Origin of the sequence: Paenarthrobacter sp. RAF54_2, from assembly GCF_052113945.1 — a bacterium.
Classification (GTDB): Bacteria; Actinomycetota; Actinomycetes; order Actinomycetales; family Micrococcaceae; genus Arthrobacter.
In genome coordinates, this window is the sequence record NZ_JBFRDV010000035.1 from 1 (window position 1) to 24,629 (window position 24,629).

General features: G+C 62.2%; 20 protein-coding genes, 1 tRNA gene and 1 rRNA gene. 13 read left to right on the forward strand and 9 right to left on the reverse strand.

Going from position 1 to position 24,629, the window contains the following annotated elements:
• Positions 1-96 (forward strand): 5S ribosomal RNA (gene rrf / locus AB4Y87_RS23810); the annotation flags it as partial.
• A gap of 130 nt (positions 97-226) precedes the next feature.
• Here rrf and AB4Y87_RS23815 read toward each other — a convergent pair.
• Positions 227-1,276: a patatin-like phospholipase family protein gene (locus AB4Y87_RS23815; RefSeq protein WP_442006706.1), complete on the reverse strand. Its 1,050-nt coding sequence runs from the start codon at positions 1,274-1,276 to the stop codon at positions 227-229.
• Between the two features lie 253 nt (positions 1,277-1,529).
• On the opposite strand from AB4Y87_RS23815, the gene AB4Y87_RS23820 reads away from it, so the two are divergent.
• Complete coding sequence (locus AB4Y87_RS23820) at positions 1,530-2,024, forward strand: SRPBCC domain-containing protein (RefSeq protein WP_442006707.1); 495 nt, start codon at positions 1,530-1,532, stop codon at positions 2,022-2,024.
• 73 nt (positions 2,025-2,097) lie between these two features.
• Positions 2,098-2,538, forward strand: a complete 441-nt coding sequence (locus tag AB4Y87_RS23825; protein ID WP_442006708.1) for a GNAT family N-acetyltransferase — start codon at positions 2,098-2,100, stop codon at positions 2,536-2,538.
• Between the two features lie 48 nt (positions 2,539-2,586).
• Here AB4Y87_RS23825 and AB4Y87_RS23830 read toward each other — a convergent pair whose 3' ends face one another.
• Together AB4Y87_RS23830 and AB4Y87_RS23835 are read right to left on the reverse strand one after the other, a co-directional pair.
• Positions 2,587-3,609 (reverse strand): LacI family DNA-binding transcriptional regulator, encoded by a 1,023-nt coding sequence (locus AB4Y87_RS23830; protein ID WP_442006709.1) that lies wholly within the window; start codon positions 3,607-3,609, stop codon positions 2,587-2,589.
• A gap of 20 nt (positions 3,610-3,629) precedes the next feature.
• Complete coding sequence (locus AB4Y87_RS23835) at positions 3,630-5,402, reverse strand: glycoside hydrolase family 13 protein (RefSeq protein ID WP_442006710.1); 1,773 nt, start codon at positions 5,400-5,402, stop codon at positions 3,630-3,632.
• Between the two features lie 207 nt (positions 5,403-5,609).
• Between AB4Y87_RS23835 and AB4Y87_RS23840 the strand changes: the two genes are divergently transcribed.
• The 7 genes from AB4Y87_RS23840 to AB4Y87_RS23870 all read left to right on the forward strand — a co-directional run bounded on the left by AB4Y87_RS23840 (position 5,610) and on the right by AB4Y87_RS23870 (position 14,616).
• Complete coding sequence (locus AB4Y87_RS23840; RefSeq protein ID WP_442006711.1) at positions 5,610-6,908, forward strand: sugar ABC transporter substrate-binding protein; 1,299 nt, start codon at positions 5,610-5,612, stop codon at positions 6,906-6,908.
• 116 nt (positions 6,909-7,024) lie between these two features.
• Positions 7,025-8,713 (forward strand): ABC transporter permease subunit, encoded by a 1,689-nt coding sequence (locus tag AB4Y87_RS23845; RefSeq protein WP_442006712.1) that lies wholly within the window; start codon positions 7,025-7,027, stop codon positions 8,711-8,713.
• Positions 8,713-9,651, forward strand: a complete 939-nt coding sequence (locus AB4Y87_RS23850) for a sugar ABC transporter permease (RefSeq protein WP_442006713.1) — start codon at positions 8,713-8,715, stop codon at positions 9,649-9,651. Before AB4Y87_RS23845 ends, AB4Y87_RS23850 begins: the two co-directional genes overlap by 1 nt.
• 2 nt (positions 9,652-9,653) lie before the next feature.
• Complete coding sequence (locus AB4Y87_RS23855) at positions 9,654-11,609, forward strand: glycoside hydrolase family 13 protein (protein ID WP_442006714.1); 1,956 nt, start codon at positions 9,654-9,656, stop codon at positions 11,607-11,609.
• 92 nt (positions 11,610-11,701) lie between these two features.
• A complete protein-coding gene (locus AB4Y87_RS23860) occupies positions 11,702-13,150 on the forward strand; it encodes an FAD-binding oxidoreductase (protein ID WP_442006715.1) in 1,449 nt (482 codons plus the stop codon).
• 111 nt (positions 13,151-13,261) lie between these two features.
• Positions 13,262-13,750: a pyridoxamine 5'-phosphate oxidase family protein gene (locus AB4Y87_RS23865; RefSeq protein WP_442006716.1), complete on the forward strand. Its 489-nt coding sequence runs from the start codon at positions 13,262-13,264 to the stop codon at positions 13,748-13,750.
• Between the two features lie 164 nt (positions 13,751-13,914).
• Positions 13,915-14,616 carry a GntR family transcriptional regulator gene (locus tag AB4Y87_RS23870; RefSeq protein WP_442006717.1) on the forward strand — a complete coding sequence of 234 codons (702 nt, stop codon included), beginning with the start codon at positions 13,915-13,917 and terminating at the stop codon, positions 14,614-14,616.
• Between the two features lies 1 nt (position 14,617).
• Here the strand turns inward: AB4Y87_RS23870 and AB4Y87_RS23875 are convergent, their stop codons facing one another.
• From AB4Y87_RS23875 to AB4Y87_RS23895, 5 genes are all read right to left on the reverse strand, one after another.
• Positions 14,618-16,033 (reverse strand): DUF4032 domain-containing protein, encoded by a 1,416-nt coding sequence (locus AB4Y87_RS23875; RefSeq protein WP_442006718.1) that lies wholly within the window; start codon positions 16,031-16,033, stop codon positions 14,618-14,620.
• Positions 16,030-17,646, reverse strand: a complete 1,617-nt coding sequence (locus tag AB4Y87_RS23880; protein WP_442006719.1) for a beta-N-acetylhexosaminidase — start codon at positions 17,644-17,646, stop codon at positions 16,030-16,032. The genes AB4Y87_RS23875 and AB4Y87_RS23880 overlap by 4 nt, the downstream gene beginning before the upstream one ends.
• A gap of 88 nt (positions 17,647-17,734) precedes the next feature.
• A complete protein-coding gene (locus tag AB4Y87_RS23885; RefSeq protein WP_431118474.1) occupies positions 17,735-18,817 on the reverse strand; it encodes an ABC transporter ATP-binding protein in 1,083 nt (360 codons plus the stop codon).
• A 206-nt stretch (positions 18,818-19,023) separates the two neighbouring features.
• Positions 19,024-19,821 carry a trehalose-phosphatase gene (gene otsB, locus AB4Y87_RS23890; protein ID WP_442006720.1) on the reverse strand — a complete coding sequence of 266 codons (798 nt, stop codon included), beginning with the start codon at positions 19,819-19,821 and terminating at the stop codon, positions 19,024-19,026.
• A complete protein-coding gene (locus AB4Y87_RS23895) occupies positions 19,811-21,283 on the reverse strand; it encodes an alpha,alpha-trehalose-phosphate synthase (UDP-forming) (protein WP_442006736.1) in 1,473 nt (490 codons plus the stop codon). Before AB4Y87_RS23895 ends, otsB begins: the two co-directional genes overlap by 11 nt.
• Positions 21,284-21,490: 207 nt before the next feature.
• Here AB4Y87_RS23895 and AB4Y87_RS23900 point away from each other — a divergent pair, with 207 nt between their 5' ends.
• The 3 genes from AB4Y87_RS23900 to AB4Y87_RS23910 all read left to right on the forward strand — a co-directional run bounded on the left by AB4Y87_RS23900 (position 21,491) and on the right by AB4Y87_RS23910 (position 23,834).
• Positions 21,491-22,369, forward strand: a complete 879-nt coding sequence (locus AB4Y87_RS23900; protein ID WP_442006721.1) for a DsbA family protein — start codon at positions 21,491-21,493, stop codon at positions 22,367-22,369.
• A gap of 135 nt (positions 22,370-22,504) precedes the next feature.
• A tRNA-Thr gene (locus tag AB4Y87_RS23905) sits at positions 22,505-22,581 on the forward strand.
• Between the two features lie 233 nt (positions 22,582-22,814).
• The gene (locus AB4Y87_RS23910; RefSeq protein WP_442006722.1) at positions 22,815-23,834 is read left to right on the forward strand and encodes a zinc-dependent alcohol dehydrogenase family protein; all 1,020 of its coding nucleotides are present in this window, start codon (positions 22,815-22,817) and stop codon (positions 23,832-23,834) included.
• 222 nt (positions 23,835-24,056) lie between these two features.
• Here AB4Y87_RS23910 and AB4Y87_RS23915 read toward each other — a convergent pair whose 3' ends face one another.
• Positions 24,057-24,614 (reverse strand): TetR family transcriptional regulator, encoded by a 558-nt coding sequence (locus AB4Y87_RS23915; RefSeq protein ID WP_442006723.1) that lies wholly within the window; start codon positions 24,612-24,614, stop codon positions 24,057-24,059.
• Positions 24,615-24,629: the final 15 nt, after the last annotated feature.

The following is a 24,629-nucleotide window of genomic DNA, read 5'->3' on the forward strand; positions in this document are numbered from 1 at the left end:
GAAACGCCCGGTCCCATTCCGAACCCGGAAGCTAAGACCCACAGCGCCGATGGTACTGCACCCGGGAGGGTGTGGGAGAGTAGGACACCGCCGGACACACATTAGGTCGAGACCCCCCAACCCACACCAGGGTCGGGGGGTCTCCCACATTAACGGCACGATCACCAAACCAGAACCAGGCAAGCCCCGACCCCCACGGCCGGGGCTTTCCCTATTTAAGCCCGGTTTAGCCGTTCCAGAACCCGCTGAGTTGCTCCGCCAGGGCCCGGCCTTGCTGGTAACCGGCCTGCGCAGCCGCTGGACGCATTGATACGTCCATCGCATTGGCTCCGAACATGTGTTCGGAGCTGCTGTCGGGAATGACCGTTTCTACCCTGCTGCCGCCGGCACGTAATTCGGCGACCTGCGTTTCGAGGTGCATGCCCCACTCCAGCGGAGTCCGCGTTCTGCCCCCAAATGGTGACAGAACCAGGACGCGTGCGTATCCGGATGCCAAGTCGGCATTCTCGGCGTTGGATCGGTATCCGCCGTCAATGTATCGGTCGTCCCCGATGCCGTAGGCGAACCCACTGGCGCAGCTGGCTGCTACAGCATCCACCAGTTCCACTCCGCTGTGACGGTCGAATTGGACCGCGTTACCCGTCCTGGCATCCACGGCAGTGATCAGCACTTTTCGTTGCGGCCATTGCAAACTTGGCAGCCGGGAGGCGACGGTTTCCCGCCACTGTCTTTGCCTTGATTCGTCCRCTGTAGCCGCCAACTCGAGCGCTGCAGCGCCCATCCGGCGACGCATATCGGCAGGATCCGTAGAGGCCTCAATGATCTTCTGTGTTCTTTCCAAATGGTCCACCACTTGCCGCGCTGGGCCAGATTGTGCTGGCTGCTGCTGCATTGGACCGGACTGCGTTGGACTGGTCTGCGTTGAATTGGCTTGCGGCGGCCGCTGCCGTTGTGGCTGGGGTGGTGCGGCAAGGACAGCTGCATATAGTTCTGAAGGACTCGCGCCAGCTATCTGTGCCGCTGCGGTGGAGCCGGCCGATGTGCCGACCGTCAAGTCGGATTTGGTCACATCCATGCCGGCGTCGAACATTCCGGCGATGACGCCGATCAGCCAGGCATTGCCCGTGGATCCGCCGCCACCAAGCACCAGCGCCCGCTCGGCTGAACGCCCAGGAATCGCGGCGGAATTATCCTGTGGTTGATTCTGGGGGGACGATGGCTGCCCGGAAGTGGTCGTCGATGTGACGGGCTGCGTTGGAAATGGTGTTGTGTTCATGGGAGTCGCCTTTCGCGAATTGCCTCTGTGGCGCTCCCGCTGGCGACTAGATCAGTCGCTAGATCGTGTACTGCGGGGGAGCACCCATTGCGGATACTGCGTTCATGGGTCTCACCTCCTGTTGTTAGATCACGATCAACGGGACTCTAACACCGCGCCAATGGGCTGCGCAACCAAGCCATCCCCCAGCACTCCGGGCTGGACATGGTTGCCGGAAGAAATGCGCGTTTCCGCACCGGTACAGTTGAGGGTCATGGACAGTATTTTCAGTCATCCCGAGCCGGAGCCCGAGCCGTCGTCACAAGACACCAATGACCTTGAACCCCTGGTGCTGACAGTGGTGGTGCCAACCAGCGTTTCTCATGCCTTTTTGGGCTTTACGGACCATCCTCATCTGTGGTGGCCCCTCGAAGAGGAGAGTGTGTTCGGCGCGGGATCGCACGTTGAGTTCGAGGAGAATCTGATCCTGGAGACGGCCGAGGATGGACGCACTTCGGTGTGGGGAACCATCGATGACTGGCAGCCGCCGTTGTCCTTCCATGCGAGCTGGTATCCGGCGAGCACGCCCCTCTGGTCCACGGAAATTAGGGTCTCGTTCCGTGCGGTAGAGGGTGGCACGGAGGTCCGGTTGGTGCATGACGGTTGGGAAGGTGCAGAGGATCCTGCTGCCAGCCGGGCATCGTATGCGGAAGGTTGGCCTCGAGTCCTGGATCGCTACGTACGGTTCATGGGCGGGACAGTTGCCTAGGGTCAGGCGACTTCGTGCTGAAGACTGGTGTCTGCTGAGGAAAGTCCGGCTGGAAATGCTTACGGATACGCCCATGGCTTATGTCGAAAGCCTGGAGGCGGCCCGGCGGCAAACGGATGCGCAGTGGCAGGAGCGGGCTGCCGCTATGGCCGGCGATTCCAGCGTGACGTTGGTGGCTGACAGTGGCGTGGACGGAAGCCCGTTCTGTGGGCTGATGAGGGTTGTCCTGAAGCATCCTCAAGACCCGCAGAGGCCACTTCAAGCGATGCTGATAAGTGTCTACGTTGCTCCCGAACATCGAGGTTTGGGGTTGGCGGATGAACTCCTGCATCAGGCGTGCGAGGCCGCCCGGATGGACTTGGGTGCCAAGCTCCTGGAGTTGGGCGTCCACGAGGACARTACGAGGGCGTTGGCTTTCTACCGGCGGCACGGTTTCAACACCACTGGGGACAGCCGACCATATCCCCAGGACACGTCCAAGCAGGAACTCGTCATGGAAAAGGTCCTGGAGTAGTAGCCATTGGCTTAGGCAGTAGTCCCTGTCTCTGGAACGAGCGACATCCTAGGCGGCGTCTTTCTTGGGCACGGCCGTGCTCGAACGAACCACGAGCTTGGTGGGGTGTTCAGTATCGGCAGGTTCAAGGACCAGGCCATTGTTGATGGCGCCCAGCAAGGTGCGCACGGCCAGTGCTCCTTGTCCCTTCGCGTCCTGGTCAATCGTGGTGAGGCCCATGACCCTCCCGAGGTCGTGTCCGTCGATGCCGATGACCGAGAGGTCCTCCGGAATCCGAAGGCCGAAGTCACGCGCAGCAAGAATGGTGCCGATGGCCATCTCGTCTGATGCAGCAAACACCGCCGTTGGTCGCTCTGGTGCACCTCCCAGCAATTGCCGGGCAGCGGCGTAAGCGCCTTCGATGGTGAAGTCAGCGGAAACGATCCATTCGGGACGAACTTGGCAGTCGGCGTCGTTCATGGCTTTCTCGAAACCACCGCGCCGCGTCCCGGGAAGCTGGAAGTCCTGTTCGTAGGCTTCTTCGCCGGTCATGTGGGCGATCTTGGTGTGACCCAGCCCGATGAGGTGGTTTGTGGCTTGCTGTGCGATCGCGGAATCATCGATCCGGATGGTCGACGCCCCCGGAAGGGGGCCGCCGATTCCAACGATCGGACGGTGCACCGCGAGGAGTTGCTGCATCTCGTCTTCGCTGAGTTCCAAGGAGACGGCGATGACCGCGTCCACGCGCTTGCGCAGCAGGAAGTCGTTGAACACGCTGTGCCGGTGTTGGGGGTCTTCGCCGATGTTGTAGAGGGTGAGGTCGTATCCGGCACTCAGGAGCGCAGCGGAGGCACCCTCGATCACCGCTGAATAGAACCATCGGTGGACCGAGGGCACCACCAGGCCAACGTTGTGCGTACGGCCCGAGGCCAGGCTGGAGGCGTGATAGGAGAGCACGAAACCGAGCTCGGCTGCGGCTGCACGTGCGCGTTCCCGGCTGGCGGGGGAGACGTTGCCTTTGCCGCTGAGCGCGCGTGAAACCGTGGCAACGGAGAGCCCCGATCGCTCGGCTACGTCCTTGATGCCGGTCATGCTGCTCCTCGGTGGGAAAGTTAGCTGGTTGTGAGCCAGATGCTCTCCCCCGAGCTTAGTAGACCCGCGCTAAGTAGATCCGTGCCCTGCAGATCGGAGCCCAAGGCAAGGGCGCCGTCTGCCGTTGAACTGCGAAGGATTACTTTGCCCTCGGGAAGCGGCAGGGGCTCGTTGCCCACGTTCATGATCACCAGGGTGTCGCCATTGAGGTATGCGAGCGAGGACTCGGTGCAGTAATCCTCCACCCAGGCCAGGGAACCCTGGCCCAACCGACGTTCGGCGCGTTGGGCAAGCATTTCCCGGTAAAGGTTAAGGTGCGACGCCGGATCCTCCTGCTGCTTGTCCCTCGCCAATGCCGCCCATGACTCTGGTTGCGGCAGCCAGGGATCCTGGCCATGGCCGAAACCGGCGTGCAACTCCGAGGAACGCCACGGCAACGGCACGCGGCAGCCGTCGCGACCTATCCTTTCTCCGCGGGTCCGGGCGAAGGTGGGGTCCTGGCGCATGCTCCCGGGAATGCTTGTGGAGTCAGGCAGCCCAAGCTCTTCCCCTTGGTACAGGTAGGCACCACCGGGGAGGCCAAGCATGAACATGGTGGCCGCGGCAGCCCGCCGTCGTCCGAGTTCTTCATTGGGCTGTAAGTCGTCGGCGCCGATTCCGTCGCCATCGCGGGGACCCGGCCCGTCGTAACCGAATCGGGTGGCGTGCCGGACGACGTCGTGGTTGGACAGCACCCACGTGCTGGGGGCGCCGACAGCGTCCAGCGAGACCAGGGAATCGGTGATGATATGGCGGAGGCGGTTCACGTCCAGACCAGCGTGCAGGTACGGGAAATTGAAGGCCTGGTGCATCTCGTCAGGCCGGACCCACTGAGCCAGCCGGGGCAGGGGATCGACATTGGCTTCGGCGCAGAGGATCCGGTCGGGGCCATATTCCTCCAGGATGGAGCGCCAGCGCCGGTAGATATCGTGCAGGGCGGGCTGTCCGAACATGGGCGCCTCGTGGCCGGGGAAGCCGTACGAGCTGTTGCCATCCGCGCGTCCACCCCAGTTGGGCAGGCCGGCTGCCTTGACCAGTGCGTGGGCAACATCCACCCGGAAACCGGAAATTCCCCGGTCCAGCCAGAATCGGAGGACCCGCTCAAACTCGGCGTGCACAGCATCGTTGTCCCAGTTGAAATCCGGTTGCGAGGAATCAAAGAGGTGCAGGTACCACTGCCCGGGCCGGCCATCCGGTTCCACAATGCGGGTCCAGGCGGGGCCACCGAAATGGGACTGCCAGTTGTTGGGAGGCTCGCTTCCGTCAGGTCCTTGGCCGTCTCGGAAGATAAACATGTCACGCTCGCGGCTGTTCGCCGGAGCCGCGAGTGCGGCCTGGAAGGCGGCGTGTTGGTCCGAGCAGTGGTTGGGAACGAGATCTGCAATGACCCGCAGGTGCAGCCGGTTGGCTTCGTAGATCAGGGCGTCGAAGTCCGCGAGGCTTCCAAACAGCGGATCGACATCGCAATAGTCGCTGACGTCATAACCCGCGTCCCGCTGCGGTGAGCGGTAGAACGGCGAGAGCCAGACGGCATCAATGCCCAGTTCGGTGAGCTGGGCGAGTTCGTGCGTGATACCCGCGAGGTCGCCGATTCCGTCGCCATTGAGGTCCCGGAAGGACCGCGGATAAATCTGGTAGATGACCGCGGAGCGCCACCATCCGTGAGCCGCGGAGGCCGAGTGGACGGGCGTCAATGTAGCGAAAGCTGCAGAGGGCGCGGACGCCTCAACTGGGAGCAATGAATCAACAGACATGAACACATGGTAGAAGACCACGCACCCAATTGGAAACGCTTACAGTGACAATGACCCTCCCATGACAACGTTACGGAGTGTCGTGGTTTACCAACTCGCATTTAGACATGTACGCTGTGGAAGCGCTTGCAGTTGTGAGCCGCATCACCGACGCTGCCGCTGGGCCTGGAGCCCCCGCCGTCGAAGCACATAAGGAAAGGGACACCAATGAAGGTGCACAACACCCTCGCGACTCAGACCACCCGCCGCGTCTTCGCTACCGGCGCGATCTCCGTGGTCGCAGCCCTGGCCCTGAGCGCCTGTGGCGGCACTGCCTCCACCGCTCCCAGCTCGGAAGCCGCAAAGCAGGACCTCAAGGCAGCCGGCGCCGGCACCATCACCATGTGGGTGGACGCCGAACGATCGCCGGCGTTGAAGGACATCACCGAAAAGTTCAAGTCCGACACCGGCATCGAAGTCAAGCTCGTAGTGAAGGACTTCGCTGCCGTCCGCGATGACTTCATCACTCAGGTTCCTACCGGCCAAGGCCCCGATCTGATCGTTGGACCGCACGACTGGATTGGAAAGTTCGTTCAAAACGGTGTGATCGCACCGGTGGAACTGGGCGACAAAGCCAGCCAGTTCCAGGATTCCTCTATCAAGGCCATGACCTACAACGGCGCCGTCTATGGCGTCCCGTACGCCATCGAGAACATTGCCCTCCTCCGCAACACCAGCATCGTGGACAGCAAGGCGAACACCCTGGATGAGGTAGTGGCCAACGGCAAGAAGGCCGTTGCAGAGGGCAAAGCCACGTTCCCGTTCCTGGTGGGCATGGATCCCAAGCAGGGCGATCCGTACCACCTGTACCCGTTGCAGTCCTCCATGGGTTCGCAGGTTTTCGGTAAGAACGCCGACGGCGGTTACGATGCCAAGCAGCTTCTCATCGGTGACGCTGCCGGCGTCGAATTCGCCAAGAAGCTGGCGGCCTGGGGCGACGCCGGTGACAAAATCATCAACTCCAACATCACCGGCGACATCGCCAAGGAGAAGTTCCTTGCCGGAGAATCCCCGTACTTCCTGACGGGCCCATGGAACGTGCCGGACGTTCAGAAGAAGGGCATCAAGTTCGCAGTTGATGAGCTGCCCACGGCCGGTGGCGAAGCTGCCCAGCCATTCATCGGCGTCAACGGGTTCTTCATCAGCGCCAAGAGTGCCAACGCCCTGGCCACCAACGAATTCGTCACCAACTACCTCACCTCCGAGTCCGCCCAGGACTCCATGTACACGGCAGGCGGTCGCCCGCCGGCACTCAAGGCATCCTTTGAGAAGGCAGCCAGCGATCCCGTCGTGGAGGCCTTCGGCAAGATCGGCGCCACGGGCGTGCCCATGCCGGCCATCCCCGAAATGAGCGCCGTCTGGGCTGACTGGGGCGCCACGGAACTGGCCATCATCAAGGGCCAGGGCGATCCCGCTGAAGCGTGGACCAAGATGGCCGCGAGCATCAAGACCAAGATCGGCGGCTGACGCCGCAACCGGTGATTCCCCCGGTCTGCCCGGGGCCGGACGGTGCCCGCCGTCCAGCCCCGGCCTCACCGTCCGGCCCGTGCCCGCCGCAAACTGCTTTACTCCAAGGATCCAAAATGCCAAAGCCCGATCTCCACGAACTGCCAGCCAGCACAACGAGTACGACGCCGGTGCAGCCGCCTCGCGCTGCTGCCCACCAGAACGCTGCCCACCAGAACGCTGTTCACCAGAACGCTGCCCGCCTCAATGTACGAAGCGGCCGCCGGGGCCCCGACTCCATCAAGGGCACCATCCTCAAGATCGTCCTGTTGGGCTTGGTGGATGCCTTTGCCGTGTACGTGTTGATGATGCTGTTCCTGAGCCAATCGTGGGCCTCACTGGCGGTTTCTGCACTCGTGGTCCTGGCCATTAACTGGATCTATTTGCGCAAGGGCGGGCTGCCGGCGAAGTATCTGGCTCCGGGTGTGCTGTTCCTGCTGGTGTTCCAGGTCCTGGTGGTGTTCTTCAGCGGTTACATCGCCTTCACCAATTACGGCGACGGGCACAACAGCACCAAGGAAGACGCCATCGCGGCCATCCAGTTGACGGCTCAGAAGCGCGTCCCGGATTCGCCCGCATACAAGGCAGCAGTGCTGACCAAGGGCGGCACGTTCTACCTGTTGTTTACGGACCCCTCCGGCAAAGCTCAGATTGGCAGCACCGAGGAGCCACTCTCTGAGGTCTCCGCGGCGGGAAAGGATTCCACCGGCAAGGCCAACTCCTTGCCTGGCTACGAAACACTGAAGTTCCAGGAGATCGTGGCCAACCAGCAGGAAATCCTGAAGATTACCGTTCCCGTTTCAGAGGATCCCGCTGATGGGACCCTGCGCACCGCGGATGGCAGCACGGCCTACCAGTTCAAGCCAGCACTGAGGTACGACGCCGCCACCGATACCTTCACTGACAGCGAGACCGGCAAGGCCTACCGCGACAGTGGCAAGGGCGCCTTCGCGGACGCCAACGGAGAGACGTTGGCCACCGGTTGGAAGATCGACGTCGGCATGGATAACTTCGCCCGGGCCTTCACCGATCCGAGCCTCCGCGGTCCACTCCTGGGCGTGATCCTTTGGACGTTCACCTTCTCCGTAGCGTCCGTTGCCCTGACCTTCGCCGTGGGGCTTTTCCTGGCCATCACCTTCAACCGTGAGGATCTCCGCGGCAAAAAGGTTTACCGGATCCTGATGATTTTGCCCTACGCTTTCCCGGCGTTCCTGTCCGGTTTGGTGTGGTCGGGCATCCTCAACCCCGAGTTCGGCTGGCTCAACCAGACCCTGCTGGGCGGGGCGAACATTGGCTGGCTCACAGACCCAGTCCTGGCCAAGGTCAGTGTGCTGGTGGTCAATGTGTGGCTCGGATTCCCGTACATGTTCCTCGTTTGCACCGGGGCACTTCAATCCTTGCCAACAGAAATTGATGAGGCTGCCCGCATGGATGGAGCGTCCCCTTGGCGCGTCTTCCGCTCCATCAAGCTGCCACTGCTGCTGGTCTCGGTTGCGCCGCTGCTGATCTCCTCCTTTGCGTTCAACTTCAACAACTTCAATGTCATCTACATGTTGACCGGCGGCGGGCCTCGCTTTGCAGACACCGATCGCGATATTGGAGCCACGGACATCCTGATCACGTTGGTCTACAAGGTGGCGTTCGGCCAAGGCACCGGTCGCGACTACGGACTGGCCAGCGCGCTCGCCATCATCATCTTCGTCATCGTGGCCACGATTTCGGCCATCAGCTTCAACCAGACCAAAGCACTCGAGGACGTGAACTAATGAGCGAGGCACAGGTACGCACCCTCCCCACCATTGAACAGGCTCACGACGGCGGTCCCGCACCGTTGGTGCCAAAGCGGCGTCCCTTTGGGGTTTGGTTCAAAGACAAAGGCTGGCGGCACGCCGTCGGCATCGTAACCACCATCTTTGCCGTGTTCCCGCTGCTCTATGTTTTGTCGGCAGCACTGGACTCCAACGGCACCTTGGTAGGCTCCAACGGTCTGTTCTCCAGGTTTGATACCGGCAACTTCACGGCGCTCTTCAACGATCCGAGCCGTCCCTTCGGGCGCTGGTTCCTCAATACCCTGGTGGTGGGCCTGGTGACGTCCGCCGCCACAGTCTTTCTGGGGGCGATGGCCGCCTACGCGTTCTCCCGCATGCGCTTCAAGGGCCGCCGGGTAGGACTGTTGACCCTGCTCCTGCTGCAGATGTTCCCGCAACTGTTGGCCGTCGTCGCGATCTTCCTCCTCCTCAGCGGTATCTCGCAGGTGATCCCGGCCCTGGGCCTTGGCAGCCAGCTGGGGCTCATCATGGTGTACCTGGGCGGGGCGCTGGGCGTGAACACATACCTTATGTACGGGTTCTTCAACACGGTCCCGCAGTCCCTGGACGAAGCTGCAAAGATCGATGGCGCCAGCCACATCCAGATCTTCTTCGGCATTATTCTGCGCCTGGTCACTCCCATCCTGGCGGTTGTTGGGCTGCTGGCATTCATCGGTATCTCCAGCGAGTTCGTGATCGCCAGCGTTGTACTGACCGATCCTGACAGCCAGACACTCGCCGTCGGGCTCTATTCCTACGTGGCACAGCAGCGTTCCGAGAATTGGGGCGTCTTCGCCGCCGGCGCTGTTATCGCCGCTATCCCGGTCATGGCGCTGTTCCTCTTCCTGCAGAAGTACATCGTCAGCGGACTTACGGCCGGCTCAGTGAAAGGATGACCATGACGCTTGTCATTCCACATCACGACGGATCCGCTCTTCATGTTTCGGGTCCTGCTCCCGGACGGATTTCCCTGGGCAATATTGTTCGGCTCCGGCTGCGGGTTCCGCAGGAGTGGGGTTCCGCGTCCCGCGTTTGGGTCCGTTCCTTGCAGGACGGCGAACCACGCTACGACGCCGCGATCCGGCTCGGCACCATTGATGGCTGGGACTGGTGGGAAGCAGTCATGCTGGTGGCCAATCCTGTGGCCAAATACCGCTTCCTCCTGGAAATCGAAGCGAACAGTCGTGTCGGAGCCACGTCCGGTGCGCCCACCACCAGCGCAAGTGGGCGGCACTACTGGAACCTCAACGCCCAAGGACTTTTCAACAGGGACGTTTCTGATTCAGCGGACTTTCGCCTGACCACGTTTGCCCCGGCACCGCATTGGCTGCATCGGGCCACGATGTACCAGGTGTTTCCGGACCGCTTCGCCCGCTCTGCCCAGGCCGATGCGCACCCGCTACCGGACTGGGCTGTGGGCAGCTCGTGGGACGAGCCAGTGGTGGCTACCGGGCGGGAAACGCCAATCCAGTTCTACGGCGGCGACCTGCCTGGAATCACGGACAAGCTGGACCACCTCCAGGAACTGGGCATCGATGTTCTCTACCTGACGCCGTTCTTCCCGGCCCGTTCCAACCACCGCTACGACGCCTCCACCTTCGACTCCGTGGACCCCCTCCTTGGCGGGAACCAATCGCTGGTGGAGCTGGTGGCCGCGGCGCATTCCCGGGGCATCCGAGTGATGGGTGACCTCACCGCCAATCACACTGGCGATGCACACGACTGGTTCGTGAAGGCGCTCGCCGATCCGGGCTCAGAGGAAGCGGGCTATTACTACTTCAGCGAGGACCATTCGACGTACGAGTCGTGGTGGGGTGTGCCGTCGCTGCCCAAACTCAACTGGTCTTCGGATGCCCTCCGGCGGCGTTTCGTGACGGACGACGATTCAGTGGTTGCCCGCTGGCTCAAGCCCCCCTTCAACCTCGATGGCTGGAGGATAGACGTCGGCAACATGACCGGGCGCCTTGGCTCCGTGGACCTGAATCACGAGGTTGCACGGCTTATCGCCGAGCGGATCCGTGAAATCAACCCGGATGCGGCTTTGTTGGCCGAGTCCACCTCCGACGCCGCGCCGGACTTCACGGGTGAGCACTGGCACGGTGCGATGACGTACTCCAACCTCACCCGGCCATTGTGGTCCTGGCTTGCGGGGGATGCGCCCCATGTAAACTTCTTCGGCTCGCCCCAGGCTGGGCCTAAAAAGATCGAGGCCGAAGACTTCCTGGCCACGCATCAGGACCTCGTAGCCGGATTTAGCTGGGGTGTGCGAAATAACACCATGAATGCGCTCAACACGCATGACACCGCACGTGCAGCGACAGTAATGATCGACGGCGGCCAGGAGGTTGGCGCTGTGCTCACCTTCACCCTGCCCGGCGTTCCCGTCTTGTTCGCGGGAGATGAGTTCGGCCTTGAAGGTTTCAATGGCGAGGACTCCAGGACGCCCATGCCGTGGGGTTGGCAGGAAGAAAAATCCGGCCGCCCGCCTGTCAAGGATCTGCTTTCCTTCTACTCTGCGCTGGGCCAGATCAGGCGTGAGCTGCCAGCCCTGACCGAAGGTGGGGTGCGCTGGATCCACGCCGAAGGAGATGCTTTGGTATTCGTGCGTGAAACAGCCGATTCCGCAGTCCTGGTCATGGCGGCCCGCGACTCGGCGCAGTTCCCCGTGGACAACGCCGTCCTTTCCACGGCTCAACTCGAATCGCTGTCCGCCGCACCGGTGCACTGCTTTGGGAACATCTCGACGAGCCGGGGGATAGGGGGCGATGTGCTTCTGTGCGCCGACGGGATTTCAGCTGGCATCTGGACCCTGCCAGGAACCGATGTTCCCACGGTGACGGGGCCGGCTGACTAGACTGGGAGCACTGAAAACTCTGCGAAGACTGCCGATTTGGCGTGTCCGCGGAGCTCATGTGTGAAGGGACCACCTTGTCGGACGAAACGGCTATGGCCGGAACAACAGAGGAAAGCATCAAAGGCCGCACAGTCGGCCGCCAGGAAGCTGACCAGCAAACGGACGCGAGCCAGAGCGCCTTCTTGCAGAGCTTGGCCGCCGGACTGCGGCCAGGCCAGATCGCGGAAGATGAAGCCACCCGCACGGTTTACTCCGTAGATCAAGGGCCATTGCTGGAACGGCACTTGCCGCTCGCCGTGGTCTGGGCCGAATCCGTGGAAGACGTTCAACACATCGTTCGCACTTGTGCTGCCCACCAGGTGCCAATCGTCGCGCGTGGGGCCGGGACGGGTGTCTCGGGAGGCGCGCACGCCACCCAAGGCTGCATCGTACTCAGCCTGGAACGGATGAACCGCATCCTGGACCTCAACCCCGACGACGAGACCGCCGTCGTCGAACCTGGCGTCATCAACGCCGACCTGAATGCCGCAGCCACCGAACACGGGCTCATGTATGCGCCGGATCCGGCGAGCTACAAGATGTCCACCATCGGTGGCAACGTAGCCACAAACGCAGGTGGTCTGCGCTGTGCGAAGTACGGTGTGACACGGGATTCCGTGCTGGCCTTGGACGTTGTGTTGTCCGACGGATCACTGCTCCACACTGGGCACCAGACCTTCAAAGGCGTTGCCGGATACGACCTCACGGCGCTGCTGGTGGGCTCCGAAGGAACACTCGGAATTGTGGTGGGCGTGACGGTCCGCCTGAAATACCTGCCCCGCGAGGTCCACACCATCGCCGCGTTCTATCAAGACTTCCGCAGCGCCGCCGCAGGCGTCCTGGCAGTAGGCAAAGCCCGGGTCCAGCCAGCCATCATGGAGCTCCTGGACAACGGAACACTCATACAGCTCGATGAGATGAACGGCTCAGACCTGCAAACCCGCGGCAAGTCCTTGCTGTTGATCCAGACGGACGGTTTTGGAGCTGCCGCCGAGGCCGACGTCGTCCGTCAAGTACTCGCCGAAGGTGGCGCCACCGTCACCACCGAAGCCAGCGAAGAAGCTGAGATGCTCGTCGAACTACGCCGCAACAGCCGTGGCGTGGAAATGGACGACGAATTCCGGGTAGGCGAGGACATTGCTGTCCCGCGCTCCCGGCTGGTGGACTTCGTCGCCGAACTCGAAGCCATGGCCGACCGCTTCCAAGTCAGCCTCAAAGTGGTGGCCCACGCCGGAGACGGAAACCTCCACCCCACGTTCTGGATGGACCGGGTAGACCCCGCCACGGATGCCGACGCCTTGGTACGCCTCAACGCTGCATTGGATGAATCGATCAGGGTAGGCCTCGAAATGGGCGGCACGATTACGGGTGAACACGGCGTGGGGCAGTACAAGCTCCGGTGGCTGGGACTGGAGCAACCTGAGCCCGTGCGGGAATTGCAGCGGGGGATCAAGGAGCTGTTCGATCCTGCGGGGATTCTGAATCCGGGGAAGGCTATCTAGCCGCGATTCATCCCCCTACGGACTATTCACCCTCGCATGCGGGGGTGAATAGTCCGTTAGACGGGGTTCGGCCACTGTTGGCGGGCTATGCTCCGGCGTATCCTCTGCGATATGACCAACTCAACGTCTGGCGACAAGACCCCCAATACCCCCGCCACTGAAGTCCTGGAGACTAACGAATGCTGGGAACTCCTCCGTGGAGTTTCCGTGGGCCGGCTTGCCGTGTGGGTGGACAATCACCCGGATATCTTTCCGGTGAATTACAAGGTGGACCACGGGACCATGGTTTTCCGCACGGGGGAGGGCACCAAGCTTCATGCCGCCCTTGGTGACGCTCCTGTTGCGATCGAGGCTGACGGTGTGGATGCGGAAACCGGAGTGGCCTGGAGCGTGGTGGTCAAAGGGCAAGCTTCCGCCGTGAAGCTGACGCAGGATGTGCTGGATACCATTGGCCTCCTCCTGTTCCCTTGGGAGGCAGGGCAAAAGGACCAGTTCATCCGCATTGTTCCATCGGACGTGTCCGGGCGTCGCTTCAAGGTAGCGCCACCTGTGACGTGGTGGACCCCGCTGGATGACGCGCCCACCGCCAGGGGCGAGTAACGCTCAACGCCGAAACCCTCTTACTCAGGCCGTCCTACTGTCAGGAGACGAACAAGAGCGGGTCCAGGGATGCCTTGAACCGCCCTCCGACGAGCTGTTTCCACCCGTGTATGCTCGGTTGGAACGCTGACCGGCGCGGGCCGGCGAATGGAGCGGACGCTGGCATGAAGGGAAGTTTGACAGTGGCTGAGGCGACTCCGGAAACCGGGAATGGCCGCGATGACGAGGCCCGCGCGGAACAGGTCTACCAACTGGTGTTGGAGGGGATCGTCACGGGCACCTTCGCGCAGGGTGGGCGCCTGCGCGAACGGGAACTGTCCGACATGTACGGCGTCTCACGGATCCCGGTCCGTGAAGCCATTCAACGCCTGGAGCAGGACGGCTTCGTGGCCACCTTCCCGCGCCGCGGCGCCGTGGTCCGGCAACTCACACTCACCGACGTCAACGAGCTCTTCGACGTTCGCCTTTGCCTGGAAACGTTCGCCGCGAGGATGGCTGCCACCCGCGTTGCCGAAGGCCATTCCGCAGGTCGGCTCGAGGAACTGATGGAAGCCTCCAATGCCGCCATCGATGAGGACCGCGCAGACGATGTAGCGCTGATCAGCGCCGAGCTCCACGCCGAAATCGTGCGTCTCTCCGGCAACAGGCTGCTGATTGAGTCCGTGAAGCCGCTCTTCGGCCGTATGCGCTGGATTTTCGGATTGGCACACAACCGCAGCAACGAACTCCAACGGGACGAACACAAAGAGCTGTGCAACGCCATCCTGAAAGGCCGGCCGGACCTGGCCTACTCACTGGCGTACACGCACATTGAGCTCGGCCGGGAACCCGTCCTGGCAGGCCTCGCGGAGACTCTGGAGCCCTGAGTTAGTCGTCCGAGTCCGGGTACTCGTCCACTTCGTCGTACCGGCCTGACTCCTCCACCTCAACCTCAAGGATTTTGAGCATCTCGGTGTCAGGGTTCAACATGATGGCAGCCTCGTCCCTGCGGTGCTGCAACACGGTGTCCAGGTAGGACTGCACGGTCTCCGCGAGCGGGATGTAGCGATCCTGCTTCTGGCTCATGTACCAGCGGTGCTCCAGGACCTCGTGCACTACTTCGGCCGGTTCCAACTTGCCGGCAAGGTGCCTGGGAATCGATCGCACGATCGGTTCGAAGATCTGGCTGACCCAGGCGTGGGCGCTGATTTCCTCGTCCAGGTCAGGGTTGTTGTCCGCCCTGAACTGGTCCATATCGTTCAGCAGCCGCCGGGCTTGGTTCTCCTGGGCGTCCAGCCCGGTGAGGCGCAGCAAGCGCCTCTGGTGATGTCCGGCGTCGACGACTTTTGGCTGCAGCTGGATGGTTGAACCGTCCGCGGTGGTCTTGATGGCATATTCCTCGACGTCGAAGCCGAGCTCGTTGAGACGGCGGATGCGGGCTCCCACGCGCCAGCGCTCGCCGAGTTCGAAAGATTCCTTCTCCGTCAGCTCAGCCCAGAGCCTGCGGTAGCTGTCCATGATGAGCTCACTGGTAGCCACAGGATCAACCTTTTCCTCGATGAGCCCGCCGTCCAGGAGGTCCATCAGCTCACCGGCGATGTTGACGCGGGCGATCTCCAGATCGTACTCGCGCTGGCCCATGGACAGGTCCGGGTAGAGCTCGCCGGTTTCGGCATCCACGAGGTAGGCGGCAAAGGCACCGGCATCGCGACGGAACAGCGTGTTGGAAAGCGAGACGTCACCCCAGTAGAAGCCAATGAGGTGCAACCGGACAAGCAGCAACGCTTGGGCGTCGATGAGGCGCGTCAGTGTGTCCTTGCGCAGCATCTGCGAGAAAAGTGCCCGGTAGGGCATTGAGAACTTCAAATGCCGGGTGACCAGCACCGGGTTCAGGGGTTTGCCGTCGGCAGTGGTCCGGCCCGTGATGACTGCCACCGGCTCAACACACGGAACATCCAGGCGTGCCAGCTTCCGGAGCATGTGGTACTCGTGGCGGGCTACGTGCTCGGACGTTTCTTTGATAGCGATGACTGATCCACCCAGATGGGCGAAACGCACGATGTGCCGGGAGATACCGCGGGGGAGGGCCGCGAGATTCTCGGCTGGCCAGTCCTCAAGCGCAATGTGCCACGGTAGGTCCAACAGCTCAGGATCCGCTGCCGCAGCAGTGATATTAAGGGACCCGATGACGCTGGCCGGCGGAGCGGTATCCTGCGCGCTGGCCGCTTCAGTCCTGGGGAGCTTGCCGATCTGCCCGTAGTCCGTCGGTTCGTCGTGCCACTGGGCTTCGTTTTGCTCGCTCATGCTTCAATTGTTCCGTACTCGCCGGTGTTGGCGTTCATTGCTGCGGGAAAGGGAAACTCAGATATCGCGGACCACTCGACGTCGGGTGCTGCCTGGAACGTAACGCCTTGCCTTGTGAGGCGCTCACCCAAGGCGCCCAGCCGACGTCGGAAGTCACCAAGGTCCCGCGCGTCCTGGGCCGACCACGCCACTTCCGCCAAGGAAACGGCCCTGGGATACAGGAGCCAGTAGGCCTGCTGGTTGTTGCGGACTGTCTCTGTCCACAGCGGACCTTCGACGCCAAGAATCCTGTCATCTTGCAGGCCGCCCTGGGCGGGATTCCAGTCGTAGTACTCGGCCCATGTGAACGGCCCGCCGTCCACCCACTCAAGGCCGATGGGACTGGTTGCTTCATACTTCTGGTCCAAGTAGGTGTTTGCCGCTGGGGACATGATCATCAAGGACCCCATGGACTCTGCCTTCTGAACCAAAGGAGGGAGGTCCCCGAACCAGTACTGCACGACGTCGCCCTCACGGAGGTCCACGGCGGCGTACTCGTTCCAGCCGACCACTTTCTTGCCGGTTTCATCGGCAATCCGTACGAACTCCTGCGTCATGCTGACATAGTGCTCGTGGTCCGTTACCAAAGCTTCGTCGCCCCCGATGTGCAGGTAGGGGCCGATAGTCATCGCTGCCAATTGTTCAAGGACTTCCCTGACAAACTCATACGTCACAGGAAGGGCCACATCCAACGTGGACCAGCCCACTGCTGCCGAAGTGCTCATGCTTGCGGCACGGCCGTCCGGGTTGAGCTGCGGTATGGCTGCAAGGGCCGCATTGACGTGGCCAGGGAGATCGATTTCCGGGACCACCAGGACGTTCCTCGCAGCGGCGTATTCCTGGATTTCCCTGTAGTTCTGTTGGGTGTAGAACCCATCCCGACCACGGACTGGTACCGCAGTGGGGAACTCCACGGCGCCTGCTCCGCCGATTTCCGTGAGCTTGCCATAGTCCAGGCCCGAGGGATTCGCCTTGGGTGTCCGGATTTCGATACGCCAGGCCTGGTCATCCGTCAGGTGCAGATGCAATGCGTTGAGCTTGAACTGGGTCATGACATCTATCTGCTCCTTCACCTCTTGGACCGTGAAGAAGTTCCGGGCGACGTCGAGCATGAGGCCGCGATACGCGAACCTGGGTGCGTCCTTAATCTCGACGGCGGGAATCACCCAGGTGCCGACGGTCCTGTTGTCGCTGTTGTTCGAATCGTCCGCGCCGGTGATGGAGTGTTCAATGGCGGGCGGGATCAGCTGACGGAGCGTTTGGACTGCGTTGAAGAGGCCGGCAGGGGTTGTTGCCGTGAGGCGTGCACGGTCGACGGTGACCGATAGCTGGTACGCTTCCGGACCGCCGTCGAGCGTTTCCATGAAGTCCAGGGAGATGTCGCCCGCATTCGGCGTCTCGACGATGGGGAGAGCGAAACCTGTGCCGCGGCGAAGCAGCACAGCCAGTTGCTCTGCGACCGGGACGGCAGCTTGGCCCGCCGCGATCCGGGCCGTAGGGGCAAGCGTGAAGGCCTGTCCGTCCGAGGGTGCGACGTGCGCGGGGCGGGGGATCAGGTTATCCGTGGTGTTCATGCAGTTCTTTCTGCGGAAAGGTTAACGCGAGAGCGGCCCGACCGGGAAGGGTCGGGCCGCTGTCACACTGCGGATTTTTGCCGATGGACTAGTCGCCCAGGCGGAGTCCGGTCTTCGTGTCGAACAGGTGCACGTGGCCGGACTGCGGACGAACGAAGATGGACTCGCCCTTCATCGGGGGGCGGCGACCGTCAACGCGGGCAACGATGTCGTGGCTCTTGCCATCCAGGATGGTGTGGCCGTAGACGTAGGCATCGGCGCCGAGTTCTTCGACGACGTCTACCTCAACCTGCAGGCCTTCGCCGTTGCCGACCGTCTCAAGGTCTTCGGGACGTGAACCAACGGTAACCGTCTGTCCGTGTGCTTCTTCGAGGACGTCACGCTTGACCGGGTAAACCGTGCCACCGAACTGGACGCCGCCGTCGACGACCGGCAGTTCCAGCAGGTTCATGGCAGGGGAGCCGATGAAGCCTGCAACGAAGACGTTCTGCGGGCGGTCGTACAGGTTGCGCGGGGTGTCAACCTGCTGGAGGAGACCGTCCTTGAGCACTGCCACGCGGTCACCCATGGTCATGGCCTCAACCTGGTCGTGCGTCACGTAAACCGTGGTGACGCCGAGGCGGCGGGTCAGGGACGCGATCTGCGTACGGGTCTGGACACGGAGCTTGGCGTCAAGGTTGGACAGCGGCTCGTCCATGAGAAAGACTTGGGGGTTACGGACGATTGCACGGCCCATGGCAACACGCTGGCGCTGACCACCGGAGAGTGCCTTCGGCTTGCGGTCCAGGTATGCCTCAAGGTCAAGAAGCTTGGCGGCTTCGCGAACACGCTCGGCGCGCTCTTCCTTGGAGACACCTGCAATCTTCAGTGCGAAGCCCATGTTGTCCGCAACAGTCATGTGCGGGTAAAGAGCGTAGTTCTGGAAGACCATTGCGATGTCGCGGTCCTTCGGCGGAACATCCGTGACGTCGCGGTCACCGATCAGAATGCGGCCGGCGTTCACATCCTCTAGTCCTGCGAGCATGCGCAGGGAGGTGGACTTACCGCAACCGGAGGGTCCAACGAGGACCAGGAATTCGCCATCGGCGATGTCGATGTTGAGTTTATCGACGGCGGGCTTATCTGTGCCCGGGTACAGACGCGTAGCGTTATCAAAAGTAACTGTAGCCACAGTTATCAATCCCTTCACCGGCAGGTACGTGCCGGACGATCCGTAGTGAATGGTTCATTTTTTTCAGTTGAACTCCCCGGCCGTGGGCCGGGGAGGATCGTGTGACGTCGCACGGTACTGTGCGTCACATCACGTCCAAGAGTATGTCAGACTTTTGGACTTACTGCCCAAATGTTACGAAGGTCACATGTGACGTTGATCCTGCTTCATGCTTCGGCGGTGACACGGCGGCGCTCTCGCAGCAGCGCTTCCAGCAATTCCGCAACCTGCACTGGAGCTTCCACACGGTACTGCGCCTGGGTGAAATCCAGTCCCACTTTGATGCCGACGTCGTCGCCCATGAGCCTGCCGAAGGCATCCTCATCGGTCACGTCGTCCCCAGCGAACAACATGGCCGTGGCACCGGTCGCCTGACGGAGGAACTCCACTGCCTCGCCCTTGGAGGCCTTGACCACGGATACCTCCAGCACCCGTTTGCCGGTCTTCACGTACACGCCAGGATGCTCGCGCAGCACCCGCGTCGCGGCTTCGACGGCGTCTTCCGCGACGTCGTCATCGGCCATCCTTGTGTGAAGGACGACGCCGGCGGGCTTGTCTTCGAGCAGCGTTCCAGGAGCAATGTTCACGATTTCGGCCAGGACTTCGCGTACGGCCGCCAACTTGCTGCGCTGATCCTCATCCAGTTCCAGGCCGAGGGAACCTTCGCCCAGCCAAACTTCAGCTCCGTGGCTGCCGATCAGCAGCGTGTCCACAGGAGGTGAGGCGACCAGCCGCAAACTGTCCAAGGCGCGGCCTGAGATGAGTGCCGTCGTCGTGCGCGGCAGTTCGGCGAGGGCTTCCAAAGCCGCGGCAGCCCTGGGCAGGGGCCGTGCATCCTCTGCGCGGTCCACGATCGGGGAGAGCGTGCCGTCGAAGTCCAAGGCCACCAGGAGATGTTCGGTGCCGGAAATGCGCCGGATGGCGTCCAACAGTTCCGGGGACAGAGACAGGTTCTCAGCTGTCATCGCGCACTACCTTCTCCTCGAGGGCGGCCAGGAACTCCGCCGACCAATGATCGACGTCGTGGTCCAGGATCTGCTTTCGCATCAGCTTCATGCGGCGGCGGGCTTCCTTGGGGGATAGGTTGACCGCCCGGAGAATGGCGGACTTGAGGCCATCGATGTCATGCGGGTTGATCAGGAGCGCCTGCTTCAATTGATCGGCAGCGCCTGCGAATTCGCTCAGGACCAGTGCGCCGTCGTCCTCGGAACGCGCCGTCACATATTCCTTGGCCACCAGGTTCATTCCGTCGCGCAGCGCCGTGACCAACATGACGTCCGCGGCGAGGTAGAGCGCCACCATCTCCTCAACCGGGTAGCTGTGGTGCAGGTAGCGGACGGCAGTGTTCTGGATGGTGTCGTAAGTGCCATTGATATGGCCGACCGTGCCCTCGATTTCTTCACGCAGAAGCCGGTACTGCTCCACGCGTTCACGGCTGGGGCTCGCTACCTGTATGAGGGTGGCGTCCTCCACCTTGATGCTGCCCTCGCGCAGGAGTTCCTCGAAGGCCTTCAGGCGGTGGCCGATGCCCTTGGTGTAGTCCAGGCGGTCCACGCCAAGAAGGATGGTCTTCGGATTGCCAAGGTCCTTGCGGATCTGCTTGGCCCTCTCGATGATGTCCGGCCTCCCGGCCAACTCCCGGATCTGGTCAACATCGATGGAAATAGGGAAGGCCTGCGCCCGGGCAATGTGGGTGACCTCGCCGTCAGGGCCCTTTACATGCACTTGCTGCTGCTTGACGCTGGCGCCCAGGAAGCGGCGGGCAGAGCGCATGAAGTTGCCAGCGTCGCTGGGACGCTGGAAGCCCAACAGGTCCGCACCCAGAAGGCCATCAATGATCTCACGGCGCCACGGCAGCTGCGCGAAGATCTCCGGAGGCGGGAAGGGAATGTGGTTGAAGAAGCCGATCTTCAGGTCCGGCCGTGCCTCGCGGAGCATGCGCGGAACCAACTGGAGCTGGTAGTCCTGGACCCACACCGTTGCGCCGTCCGCGGCATGGCGGACCACGGCATCGGCGAACTTCTTATTCACCTGGCGGTATGCATCCCACCACGTACGGTGGAATTCCGGCGGGGCGATGACATCGTGGTACAGCGGCCAGATGGTCGCATTGGAGAAGCCCTCGTAATACAGCTCGACCTCGTGGCTGCTCAACTGGACAGGGACAAGATCCATCGCTTCGTGGCTGAAAGGACGGACAGTTTCATCCGGAGCGCCGTGCCAACCCACCCACGCGCCGTCGGACTTTGTCATCATCGGTGCAAGCGCAGTAACCAGGCCGCCTGGCGAGCGTCGCCACCCACCGCCACCATCGCCGTCACCATCGCTGTTGCACCGGTCGACAGGCAGGCGGTTGGACACCACCATGAAGTCGAACTTGCTCGCCGTTGGCTTCCTGGTGGGAGAGGCCCTAACGCCGTCTTCCATCTTGAGTTTTTCGCTTGCCAAATCCTGCATTACTGCTCCCTGGGTTGCTGTGACTCACCTCCCAGCCTACCGGCGGAATCATAGACCGCAGTTGATCGTTCAACGACCGGGCAGGCATGTCAGCGGCAGAGCTCCTAGTTGGCTCCCGTAAACTGACCCCGTTGCCCCAAGCTATGCACTACCGACGTCGAGTAATCCGAGGAACTGATGAGCCCCGCAAACGAACCCCGCCTCTCCAAGGCTGAACGCACCGCCCAGGCACGGGAGAAAGCGCGCGAAATCCGCGAAGCGCAGCTGAAAAAGGAAAAGCGCAACAAGCTCCTGATCGGTTGGGGCATCGTCGTTGCGGTCGTGGCGATCCTGGCCGTCATCGCGCTGGTGGTGACCACCAGCATTCAGCAAAGCGCCCCGATCGCCGATCAGGGACCTACTCCCGCGAATGGCAACGTGCACGGCGGCGTAACATTGCTGGCCAACACCGACGTCGTAAAGTCCGATGCCTCGTCCGTGAACGTGGCGGATGTGCCTTCGGCTCCGGCAACCAAGCCCGCAACCGTGACTGTTCCTGGTGGTGAGCCCGAGGCCGGCAAGCCCGTCAAGGTGATCGCTTATGTCGACTTCATCTGCCCCGTCTGCAAGCGGTTTGAGACAACCTACGGGGAGTCGCTCACCAAGCTGCGCAACGACGGCAAGATTTCCCTCGAGTACCGCCCGCTCGGCTTCCTGGACCAGCAGTCCACCACCAACTACTCCTCGCGTGCAGCAAATGCTGCTGCATGCGTAGTGAACTCTTCACCTGAGAAGTACGCCGACTTCTTCAACCTCCTCTACGAACGCCAGCCGGCCGAAGGCAGTGCCGGTATCTCGGACAACGATCTCAAGTCCATGGCCAAGGAAGTTGGCGCGGCGAACATCGACTCCTGCATCGACAGCAAGCAGTACCGCCCCTATGTAAAGGTCGCGACGCAGGAAGCCGCGGCCATCGGCATCACGGGCACCCCCACCGTGTTCATCGACGGCAAGCAGTGGGACGGATCCACCGACCTGAACGCTGAGATCCAGACCGCGGTTGACGCCAAGGGCTAGGTTTCATGAATTTACGACGGCGGTTGGTCACCTCGGGTTTGTGCCTTGCATTCAACCCGCGTGGGCGGCCGCCGTCGTGATTTCCGCGAAGGGGAGTCTCTGGGCTAACCTTATCTAGCGTCGTTTTCGGCGCATGCCTCCTTAGCTCAGTTGGCCAGAGCACCGCTCTTGTAAAGCGGGGGTCGTCGGTTCGAATCCGACAGGGGGCTCCACCAACCCCTCGATTCCGGCGATTTTGTTCGGGGCGAGGGGTTTTTTCGTTTTCCACTGTTTGCTTCCCCTCTACTCGTGGTCGCCTCGGCTCGTCAAACGATTGGGGGGCTCTATCACGACCTCCCAGGGCCGGTGCTTCAACGGTCTAATGGGAGTAGCAAATTTACGGAAACCCTCTTCCGAACAAACGGTGCGGGCTCTTGGCGCGCAGAGGCACAGCTAGGAGATTCACATGCGTGGAGTTGTCATGTACACGGCCGGGGACGTTCGCGTGCAGGAGCGTGAGGACCCGAAGATCGTCGACCCGACAGATGCAATCATCCGGTTGACCGCCACCTGTATCTGTGGATCCGATTTGTGGCCCTACCGGGGCATCGAACCGGCGGAGCACAAGGTAATGGGGCACGAATACGTTGGCGTGGTGGAGGAGATCGGAAGCGACGTGAAGAACGTGAAGGTGGGCGACTTCGTCGTCGGGTCCTTCGTCATTTCGGATAACACCTGCGAAATTTGCCAAGCCGGCTTCCAGTCCAAGTGCGTACATGCTGGGTTCGTTGCGGAGATTGGCACCCAGGCCGAGAAGGCAAGGATCCCATACGCCGACGGAACCCTGGTGGCGACGCCCGGGCAGCCGGACCCGGATCTTATTCCGTCCTTGCTGGCTACGTCCGATGTGCTCGGCACAGGCTGGTTCGCAGCCGTCGCCGCCCAAGCTGGGCCTGGCAAAACGGTGGCCGTGGTGGGAGATGGGGCCGTAGGCCTCATGGCGATCCTGGCGGCCAAGGAACTCGGCGCGGAGCGGATCATCGCAATGAGCCGCCACAAGGACCGGCAGGAGCTGGCGCGGTTCTACGGAGCCACCGATATCGTCGAGGAACGCGGCGATGAGGGCGTTGCCAGGATCAAGGAACTGACGGGCGGACTGGGTGCGCACTCGGTGGTCGAAGCCGTAGGGACCCAGGAGTCGTTCATGCAGGCCATTGGCGCCACCCGCGGCGGCGGACACCTTGGTTATGTTGGGGTGAACTACGACGTGAAGATCCCCGGCATCGAGATGTTCTTTGCCGGCATCCACACCCTCGGCGGCCCCGCACCTGTGCGCCGGTTCCTGCCGGACCTGATCCAGATGGTCTGGGATCGAAAGATCGATCCGGGCAAGGTCTTCGACCTCACCCTGCCGCTCGACCGGGCAGCGGAAGGCTACAAGGCGATGGACGAGCGTACCGCCATAAAGGTCCTCCTCACCCTCTGACCTGCACGGCTCAGGTGCGAATACAATGGCGGGCTGGGAAGATCGGGCCTTCTTCAGGGACCGATACCAGCCAGCTCGCGGATCAGCCCTACCCCAAACTCGTCTGCTCGCGAGCAGCGTCACCTGAGCGGAGGTCTCTGGTCGTCGACTGCCACCATCGTGAAGTAGCAGCTCTTGCGTGCCGGACGCGATGTCAGTGAGGTATCCTCGGCCGTTAGCTGATCAGGTGGGGAAGGTGAGCCGCCGCACGGCCGCGACGAGCGTTTCTCGCTGGATTGCGAGTCCGTCCTCGGAGGCGATGTGGGTCTCGGCGCCTCCGTGGATCAGCGTGAGCAGGAGCGCTAACAATTGGTCGGCGGATAACTCGTCGCTGATTTTGCCGCTCTGCTGGGCGGCAGCCATCGCGTCGAGCTTGAGCGTGTTCGAGGCTGCGGTTTCGGGTAGTTGATTCATGACACCGGGCCGTTCGAGCTGGTGCCAGCGCGCGAGCCGAACCAGCTGCGGGTGCGCGACCGCGAAGTCGAACAGGGCCGCAGCGTACGCGGGGAGGTCGTCGGCGGTGAAGGGCACCGTGTCGAGCAACGGGGAGATGTTGGCCGCGAGAGCGTTGTCGAACAGGTCCTCCTTGTTGCCGAAGTAGGCGTAGATGAGCTGCTTGTTGGCTTCGGCGCGAATCGCGATCCGGTCGACGCGTGCGCCAGCCAGTCCGTACTCGGCGAACTCGGCGGTGGCGGCGTCGAGGATGCGCTTTTTTGTTGCGGCGGAGTCCCGGGAAGTCATGATTCCGATTATACA

Excerpts from the sequence above, each read along its gene's own strand:
- AB4Y87_RS23895 (WP_442006736.1), bottom strand. The coding sequence starts at position 21,283 with ATGGAAGACGGCGTTAGGGCCTCTCCCACCAGGAAGCCAACGGCGAGC.
- AB4Y87_RS23840 (WP_442006711.1), top strand. The coding sequence starts at position 5,610 with ATGAAGGTGCACAACACCCTCGCGACTCAGACCACCCGCCGCGTCTTC.
- AB4Y87_RS23865 (WP_442006716.1), top strand. The coding sequence starts at position 13,262 with ATGACCAACTCAACGTCTGGCGACAAGACCCCCAATACCCCCGCCACT.
- AB4Y87_RS23870 (WP_442006717.1), top strand. The coding sequence starts at position 13,915 with ATGAAGGGAAGTTTGACAGTGGCTGAGGCGACTCCGGAAACCGGGAAT.
- AB4Y87_RS23860 (WP_442006715.1), top strand. The coding sequence starts at position 11,702 with ATGGCCGGAACAACAGAGGAAAGCATCAAAGGCCGCACAGTCGGCCGC.
- AB4Y87_RS23845 (WP_442006712.1), top strand. The coding sequence starts at position 7,025 with ATGCCAAAGCCCGATCTCCACGAACTGCCAGCCAGCACAACGAGTACG.
- AB4Y87_RS23880 (WP_442006719.1), bottom strand. The coding sequence starts at position 17,646 with ATGAACACCACGGATAACCTGATCCCCCGCCCCGCGCACGTCGCACCC.
- otsB (WP_442006720.1), bottom strand. The coding sequence starts at position 19,821 with ATGACAGCTGAGAACCTGTCTCTGTCCCCGGAACTGTTGGACGCCATC.
- AB4Y87_RS23835 (WP_442006710.1), bottom strand. The coding sequence starts at position 5,402 with ATGTCTGTTGATTCATTGCTCCCAGTTGAGGCGTCCGCGCCCTCTGCA.
- AB4Y87_RS23875 (WP_442006718.1), bottom strand. The coding sequence starts at position 16,033 with ATGAGCGAGCAAAACGAAGCCCAGTGGCACGACGAACCGACGGACTAC.
- AB4Y87_RS23915 (WP_442006723.1), bottom strand. The coding sequence starts at position 24,614 with ATGACTTCCCGGGACTCCGCCGCAACAAAAAAGCGCATCCTCGACGCC.
- AB4Y87_RS23900 (WP_442006721.1), top strand. The coding sequence starts at position 21,491 with ATGAGCCCCGCAAACGAACCCCGCCTCTCCAAGGCTGAACGCACCGCC.
- AB4Y87_RS23910 (WP_442006722.1), top strand. The coding sequence starts at position 22,815 with ATGCGTGGAGTTGTCATGTACACGGCCGGGGACGTTCGCGTGCAGGAG.
- AB4Y87_RS23855 (WP_442006714.1), top strand. The coding sequence starts at position 9,654 with ATGACGCTTGTCATTCCACATCACGACGGATCCGCTCTTCATGTTTCG.
- AB4Y87_RS23850 (WP_442006713.1), top strand. The coding sequence starts at position 8,713 with ATGAGCGAGGCACAGGTACGCACCCTCCCCACCATTGAACAGGCTCAC.
- AB4Y87_RS23820 (WP_442006707.1), top strand. The coding sequence starts at position 1,530 with ATGGACAGTATTTTCAGTCATCCCGAGCCGGAGCCCGAGCCGTCGTCA.
- AB4Y87_RS23830 (WP_442006709.1), bottom strand. The coding sequence starts at position 3,609 with ATGACCGGCATCAAGGACGTAGCCGAGCGATCGGGGCTCTCCGTTGCC.